We start from the raw sequence: 649 nt of genomic DNA, 5'->3' as shown, positions 1-649 counted from the left end.
CGCCGGAGCCGGTCGCCGCCCCGGCCGAAGCTCCCGCCGCTGCGGGCGGTGGCGACGATTTCGACGATCTGATGGCGATGCTCGACGATGTCGGCGGCGCGATCCCGGCCACCGCCGAGGTCGAGGGTGCCGACGATGCCGCGCCGGCGGGTCCGGCCGACTGGCTGGTGACGTTCCGCCCGCCCGCGAACGCGCTCGACAACGGTGGCGAGCCTCTGTTGCTGATCCGCGAACTGACGCGGATGAGCGCGCGCGTCCTGTCCTGCGACGCCGCCGCGCTGCCGCCGCTCGCAGCGCTGGATCCCGAAACCTCGTACCTGGCGTGGCAGATCGCCCTGCCGGGCCATGTCGAGGAAGACGACATCCGCGCCGTCTTCGAATTTACCGACGGCTCCGCGGTGACGCTGGCGCGTGGCGAAGCCGCCGCGACCGAGCCCGCTCCGCCGACGATCGTCGTCGAGGAGCCGGTCGTCGCGGCCCCCGCCCCCGAACCGGTCGCCGAAGCGATCGCCGATCCGGTCGTCACCCCGGCTCCCGCCCCGGTCGCGGAGACGCCGGTCGCGGCTCCGGCACCCGTTCCCGCCCCCGCCCCGTCGGCGGTGGCGGCGACGGGGCGGGGGCCCTGTCACTTATACCAAACTACAGCCGC

General features: G+C 74.6%; 1 pseudogene. It reads left to right on the top strand.

What is annotated here, in order from left to right:
- A pseudogene (locus NS334_RS18750) lies at window positions 1-649 on the top strand (hypothetical protein); the annotation flags it as partial.

Source organism: Sphingomonas endophytica (assembly GCF_001476895.1).
Lineage (GTDB): Bacteria > Pseudomonadota > Alphaproteobacteria > Sphingomonadales > Sphingomonadaceae > Sphingomonas > Sphingomonas endophytica_A.
Note: the sequence above shows the minus strand (reverse complement) of the source record. Positions and strands in the feature narration are given on the sequence as shown.